Annotated in this window: 8 protein-coding genes; all 8 read left to right on the plus strand. The window is 60.9% G+C overall.

Annotated features, from left to right (window positions below):
• The first annotated feature begins 16 nt into the window (after positions 1 to 16).
• The 8 genes from proC (at position 17) to H8S56_RS21890 (ending at position 5,986) form a co-directional block, all read left to right on the plus strand.
• Positions 17 to 835 carry a pyrroline-5-carboxylate reductase gene (gene proC / locus H8S56_RS21855; protein ID WP_024684932.1) on the plus strand — a complete coding sequence of 273 codons (819 nt, stop codon included), beginning with the start codon at positions 17 to 19 and terminating at the stop codon, positions 833 to 835.
• Between the two features lie 27 nt (positions 836 to 862).
• On the plus strand, positions 863 to 1,453 hold the full coding sequence (locus tag H8S56_RS21860; RefSeq protein ID WP_122696578.1) for a YggT family protein: 591 nt from the start codon (positions 863 to 865) through the stop codon (positions 1,451 to 1,453).
• Positions 1,454 to 1,622: 169 nt separating this feature from the next.
• Positions 1,623 to 2,762: a homoserine O-succinyltransferase MetX gene (gene metX, locus H8S56_RS21865; RefSeq protein WP_187519752.1), complete on the plus strand. Its 1,140-nt coding sequence runs from the start codon at positions 1,623 to 1,625 to the stop codon at positions 2,760 to 2,762.
• Between the two features lie 7 nt (positions 2,763 to 2,769).
• Positions 2,770 to 3,390, plus strand: coding sequence for a methionine biosynthesis protein MetW (gene metW / locus H8S56_RS21870; protein ID WP_024684929.1), 621 nt, complete (start codon positions 2,770 to 2,772; stop codon positions 3,388 to 3,390).
• A 24-nt stretch (positions 3,391 to 3,414) separates the two neighbouring features.
• The gene (locus H8S56_RS21875) at positions 3,415 to 3,849 is read left to right on the plus strand and encodes a DUF4426 domain-containing protein (RefSeq protein WP_187519753.1); all 435 of its coding nucleotides are present in this window, start codon (positions 3,415 to 3,417) and stop codon (positions 3,847 to 3,849) included.
• Complete coding sequence (gene rdgB / locus H8S56_RS21880; protein ID WP_187519754.1) at positions 3,846 to 4,442, plus strand: RdgB/HAM1 family non-canonical purine NTP pyrophosphatase; 597 nt, start codon at positions 3,846 to 3,848, stop codon at positions 4,440 to 4,442. The genes H8S56_RS21875 and rdgB overlap by 4 nt, the downstream gene beginning before the upstream one ends.
• On the plus strand, positions 4,439 to 5,653 hold the full coding sequence (hemW, locus tag H8S56_RS21885) for a radical SAM family heme chaperone HemW (RefSeq protein ID WP_187519755.1): 1,215 nt from the start codon (positions 4,439 to 4,441) through the stop codon (positions 5,651 to 5,653). Before rdgB ends, hemW begins: the two co-directional genes overlap by 4 nt.
• Positions 5,654 to 5,662: 9 nt before the next feature.
• Positions 5,663 to 5,986, plus strand: a complete 324-nt coding sequence (locus H8S56_RS21890; protein WP_004884392.1) for a DUF3392 domain-containing protein — start codon at positions 5,663 to 5,665, stop codon at positions 5,984 to 5,986.
• Positions 5,987 to 6,000: the final 14 nt, after the last annotated feature.

Consider the following 6,000-nt stretch of genomic DNA (forward strand, 5'->3'; position numbering starts at 1 on the left):
CACAAGGACCTCATTGATGAGCAAGACTCGTATCGCCTTCATCGGCGCCGGAAACATGGCCTCCAGCCTGATTGGCGGCCTGCGCGCGCAAGGCGTTGACGCGGCGCTGATCTGCGCCAGCGCGCCGGGTGCCGAAACTCGCGAACGCATTGCGACCGAGCATGGCATCAGCGTATTCGCCGACAACGCCGAGGCGGTCAGGCATGCGGATGTTGTGGTGCTGGCGGTCAAGCCGCAGATGATGAAGGCCGTGTGCCAGGCGCTCAAACCCAGCCTTGAAGCGCATCAACTGATCGTGTCGGTTGCCGCGGGCATCACCTGCGCCAGCCTGACCGCCTGGCTCGGCGAGCTACCTGTCGTGCGCTGCATGCCCAATACGCCTTCGCTGCTGCGCCAAGGCGCGAGCGGCCTGTACGCCACAGCTAACGTCACAGCGGCACAACGCGAGCAGGCCGAGCACATGCTGTCGGCCGTCGGCATTGCGGTCTGGGTCGAGCAGGAAAAACACATGGACGCCGTGACCGCTGTGTCCGGCAGCGGTCCTGCGTATTTTTTCCTGATGATGGAAGCGATGACCGCCGCAGGTGTGAAACTGGGCCTGCCGGAAGACATCGCCAAAAAGCTCACCCTGCAAACCGCGCTGGGCTCAGCGCTGATCGCCACCGGCAGCGACACGGATGCAGGCGAACTGCGTCGCCGTGTCACCTCGCCAGGCGGAACCACGGAAGCAGCGATCAAGGCATTTCAGACAGGCGGGTTCGAAGCACTGGTGGAAACCGCGCTGACCGCCGCCGATCATCGCGCAGCCGAACTGGCTGAGCAACTGGGCAACTAATTTTCAGGTCTTTTTCGGAGCAGATTGATGATCGGATTGAACACCGCTGCAATTTTCGTCCTGCAAACCCTCGGCAGTCTGTACCTGCTGATCGTTCTGTTGCGCTTTGTGCTGCAACTGGTGCGCGCCAACTTCTACAACCCGCTGAGCCAGTTCATCGTCAAGGCCACTCAGCCGCTGCTCAAGCCACTGCGCCGTATCATCCCGAGTGTATTCGGGCTGGACATGTCGTCACTGGTGCTGGCGATCATTGTGCAGATTATTTTGATGGCCCTGACCCTGCTCTTGATGTTCGGCACAACGGGTGAGCCGCTGAAACTGCCGGTCTGGGCGATCATTGGCGTGACTGCGCTGTTCCTGAATATTTTCTTCTTCGCGCTGATCGTGAGCGTGATCCTGTCATGGGTCGCACCAGGCAGTCACAATCCGGCGGCGGAACTGGTCAATCAGATCTGTGAACCGGCACTGGCACCCTTCCGCAAAATCGTCCCGAACCTGGGCGGTCTCGACATCTCGCCGATCCTGGCGTTTCTGGTAATCAAGCTGCTGGACATGCTGGTCATCAACAACCTGGCGATCATGAGCGGTATGCCAGACGTGCTGCGTTTGTTGATGTGATCCATCAAAGATGAACATGCCCATGCGCTGCGTGGGCATGTTCTGCCGCTGGAATGCATGTCCAGGTCAGCTCCTACCACTGACCCTGCCTGCCTGACGACCATTCCCTTATTGCCGCTACACCCCACGGTCTTTAGACTTACGCCTCATTCAAGCGAGAGCAGGGTCGATGCCCACGGTCTTTCCCCACGATTCTGTCGGTCTGGTCACACCGCAACTGGCGCATTTCAGCGAGCCTCTGGCGCTGGCGTGTGGCCGTTCGCTGCCGGCCTACGACCTGATTTACGAAACCTACGGTCAACTCAACGATACGGCCAGCAATGCCGTGCTGATCTGTCACGCGCTGTCCGGGCATCATCATGCAGCGGGCTTTCATAGCGTCGACGATCGCAAGCCCGGCTGGTGGGACAGTTGCATCGGCCCCGGCAAGCCCATCGACACCCGCAAATTCTTCGTCGTCAGCCTGAACAACCTGGGCGGCTGCAACGGCTCGACCGGCCCCAGCAGCATCGACCCGGACACCGGCAAGCCGTTCGGTGCCAACTTCCCGGTCGTGACCGTGGAAGACTGGGTCAACAGTCAGGCCCGTCTGGCCGACGTACTGGGCATTGCGCAGTGGGCGGCGGTCATCGGCGGCAGTCTGGGCGGCATGCAGGCGCTGCAATGGACCATCAGCTACCCGGACCGCGTGCGCCACTGCCTGGCAATCGCCTCGGCTCCCAAGCTGTCGGCACAGAACATCGCGTTCAACGAAGTGGCGCGTCAGGCCATTCTCACCGATCCCGAATTCCATGGTGGCTCGTTTCAGGAGCGCGGTGTGATCCCCAAACGCGGGCTGATGCTGGCGCGCATGGTCGGGCACATCACCTACCTGTCCGATGACTCGATGGGTGAAAAATTCGGCCGTGGCCTGAAGAGCGAGAAGCTCAACTACGACTTCCACAGCGTCGAGTTTCAGGTCGAGAGCTACCTGCGTTATCAAGGCGAAGAGTTTTCCGGGCGTTTCGACGCCAATACCTACCTGTTGATGACCAAAGCCCTGGATTACTTCGACCCGGCAGCGAACTTCAACGACGATCTGGCCAAAACGTTTGCCAACGCCACGGCGAAGTTCTGCGTGATGTCGTTCACCACCGACTGGCGCTTCTCGCCAGCGCGTTCCCGCGAGCTGGTGGACGCGTTGATGGCTGCACGCAAGGACGTCTGCTACCTGGAAATCGATGCGCCTCAGGGCCACGACGCCTTTCTGATCCCGATCCCGCGCTACCTGCAGGCGTTCAGTAATTACATGAATCGAATTTCGCTGTGAGGATGTCATGAGAGCCGATCTGGAAATCATCCAGGAATGGATTCCCGCTGGCAGCCGCGTGCTCGACCTGGGGTGCGGCGATGGCGAACTGCTGACCTGGCTGCGTGACCACAAGCAGGTTACCGGCTACGGACTGGAAAACGACGCAGACAACATCGCCCAGTGTGTCGCCAAGGGCATCAATGTCATCGAACAGGACCTGGACAAAGGGCTGGGCAACTTCGCCAGCAACAGCTTCGACGTCGTGGTCATGACCCAGGCGCTGCAGGCCGTGCATTACCCGGACCGCATCCTCGACGAGATGCTGCGCGTCGGGCGGCAGTGCATCATCACTTTCCCGAACTTCGGCCACTGGCGCTGCCGCTGGTATCTGGCGAGCAAGGGGCGCATGCCGGTCTCCGACTTTCTACCGTACACCTGGTACAACACGCCGAACATTCACTTCTGCACTTTCGGCGACTTCGAAGAACTGTGCCGTGAACGCGATGCGCAGGTCCTCGACCGACTGGCGGTCGATCAGCAACACCGCCACGGGTGGGCCAGCAAACTCTGGCCTAACCTGTTGGGTGAAATCGGCATCTATCGCGTCACCAGCCCTGGGCTGACAGACCACCGGATCGCCGTGTAACGCTGCGTTTTCGAGGAAAGCGACATGAGCCGCCTGATGCTTTCTCTGCTGATCGCCAGCCTCAGCCTGCCTGCGCTGGCAGCGGACGCCATAAAGGGCAATCGGCAAGAGACATTCGGCGACGTCACCGTTCACTACAGCACGTTCAATTCAACGGTGCTGCAACCGGACATCGCCCAGGGTGCCGAACTGATCCGCAGCAATGCACAGGGCGTCATCCACGTCTCTTTGATCCGCAACGGCAAGCCGCAACCCGCGCAGGTCAGCGGCACGATCAAGAACCTGACCAACGACGGGCTGCCGCTGATATTCAAGCCGGTCACCGAATACGACGCGGTCAGCTACGTGGCGCAGTACCCTGTGCCGCAACAAGAAGTGCGAATTTTCGACATTGCTGTCCAGACGGGCGGCGATACTTACCGTTTCAGTTTTAACCAGGAACTCTTTCCGGGCACATGATGAACCTTACCCAACTCGTACTGGCCAGCCACAACGCTGGCAAGCTCAAAGAACTCCAGGCCATGCTCGGCGACAGCGTCACCCTGCGCTCGGTGGGCGAATTCAGTCAGGTGGAACCTGAAGAGACCGGCCTGTCGTTCGTCGAGAACGCCATCCTCAAGGCTCGCAATGCAGCGCGCCTGTCCGGCCTGCCGGCGCTGGCAGACGACTCGGGGCTGGCCGTGGACTTTCTCGGCGGTGCGCCGGGCATTTATTCGGCACGCTACGCAGACGGCAAGGGCGACGCGGCCAACAACGCCAAGCTGCTGGAGGCACTGAAAGACGTGCCGGACGAGCAGCGCGGTGCGCAGTTCGTGTGTGTACTGGCGCTGGTGCGTCATGCAGACGACCCGCTGCCGATCCTGTGTGAGGGCCTGTGGCATGGGCGCATCCTGCATACGGCCAGCGGCGACCATGGCTTTGGTTACGACCCCTTGTTTTGGGTGCCGGAGCGCGACTGCTCCAGCGCAGAGCTGGGCCCTGTGGAGAAAAACCAGCTCAGCCATCGCGCCCGCGCCATGGTTCTGCTGCGCCAGCGCCTGGGTCTGAAATGATCCACGATCCGCCTGCGCAGCCGCTGTTCCTGAGCGAGACCGGTTTCTCGTCAGACGGCCCGCGCCCCGCGCTGCCACACTTGCCGCCGCTGTCGTTGTACATCCATATCCCGTGGTGCGTGCGCAAATGCCCGTACTGCGACTTCAACTCGCACACCGCAAGCCCGGTGCTGCCGGAACAGGAATACGTCGACGCGCTGCTGGCCGACCTGGATCAGGATCTGCCACACGTCTACGGCCGCGAGCTGCAGTCAATCTTCTTCGGTGGTGGCACGCCCAGCCTGTTCAGCGCCGACGCGCTGGGACGCTTGCTCAAAGGGGTGGAACAACGCATTCGGTTCGCCAGCGACATCGAAATCACCCTGGAAGCCAACCCCGGCACGTTCGAGCAGGCCAAGTTCAGCGCCTATCGCGCACTGGGCATCAATCGGCTGTCCATCGGCATCCAGAGCTTTCAGGAATCCAAACTCAAGGCGCTGGGCCGGATTCACAATGGCGACGAAGCGATCCGCGCAGCCGACATGGCGCGTCAGGCCGGATTCGACAATTTCAATCTGGACCTGATGCACGGCTTGCCGGATCAGTCACAGGACGAAGCACTGGCTGACCTGCACCAGGCCATCGCACTGAAACCGACGCACCTGTCCTGGTATCAACTGACGCTGGAACCCAATACGGTGTTCTGGAACCAGCCACCCGTGCTGCCGGAAGACGACATCCTCTGGGATATTCAGGAAACGGGTCAGCAACTGCTGGCCGATCATGGCTACGCGCAGTACGAGGTCTCGGCTTATGCACAGCCCGGCAAACCGGCGCGCCACAATCTGAACTACTGGGCTTTCGGTGATTTCATCGGCATCGGTGCGGGCGCGCACGGCAAGCTGAGCCATCTGGATGGACGTATTTTCCGCACCTGGAAGACGCGGCTGCCCAAGGATTACCTGAACCCGGACAAGCCGTTTCAGGCCGGCACGAAGCTGTTGCCGCTGGACGAATTGCCCTTCGAATTCCTGATGAACGCCCTGCGCCTTACAAATGGCGTGGACGCTGCATTATTTCGGGAAAGAACGGGTCTAAGCGTCGACTCACTGGCCAGCGCTCGCAAGCAGGCGGAGCAACGCGGTCTGCTGCAGACTGATCCGACACGTCTGGTAGCAACGCCACAAGGCCAGCTTTTCCTCAACGACTTGTTGCAATACTTTCTGATCTAAGGACCCTGCATGGATCTCGTACTCGATCTGCTCGCCACCGTGTCACGCTGGAGTCGCAGCAACCTTTCAGAGATCGCCCTGGCGCTGGTGGGCTGCCTGCTGGTGCTGTTCGGCTCTGACGTCAAAGGCTGGCTGGAACAGCGCGTGGGCAGCATGGCAGGCGCCTTGCGCATCCCGATCATGGCCCTGCTGTGCACTGTCGGCAGCGGCCTGGCCCTGATCTACGCGACCCCTTGGGTCGTGCGCGGCCTGAGCCAGTTCAACAACTACAGCCTTGCGCCGGTGTTGTTGGTGGTACTGGTGCTGATCGGGGTGGTTGCGGACAGAAAGTGATGGCGAGGACCCGG

Source organism: Pseudomonas triticifolii, from assembly GCF_014358015.1.
Taxonomy (GTDB): Bacteria; Pseudomonadota; Gammaproteobacteria; order Pseudomonadales; family Pseudomonadaceae; genus Aquipseudomonas; species Aquipseudomonas triticifolii.

Coding starts and splice junctions, on each gene's coding strand:
- proC (WP_024684932.1), top strand. CDS start 17: ATGAGCAAGACTCGTATCGCCTTCATCGGCGCCGGAAACATGGCCTCC.
- H8S56_RS21860 (WP_122696578.1), top strand. CDS start 863: ATGATCGGATTGAACACCGCTGCAATTTTCGTCCTGCAAACCCTCGGC.
- metX (WP_187519752.1), top strand. CDS start 1,623: ATGCCCACGGTCTTTCCCCACGATTCTGTCGGTCTGGTCACACCGCAA.
- metW (WP_024684929.1), top strand. CDS start 2,770: ATGAGAGCCGATCTGGAAATCATCCAGGAATGGATTCCCGCTGGCAGC.
- H8S56_RS21875 (WP_187519753.1), top strand. CDS start 3,415: ATGAGCCGCCTGATGCTTTCTCTGCTGATCGCCAGCCTCAGCCTGCCT.
- rdgB (WP_187519754.1), top strand. CDS start 3,846: ATGATGAACCTTACCCAACTCGTACTGGCCAGCCACAACGCTGGCAAG.
- hemW (WP_187519755.1), top strand. CDS start 4,439: ATGATCCACGATCCGCCTGCGCAGCCGCTGTTCCTGAGCGAGACCGGT.
- H8S56_RS21890 (WP_004884392.1), top strand. CDS start 5,663: ATGGATCTCGTACTCGATCTGCTCGCCACCGTGTCACGCTGGAGTCGC.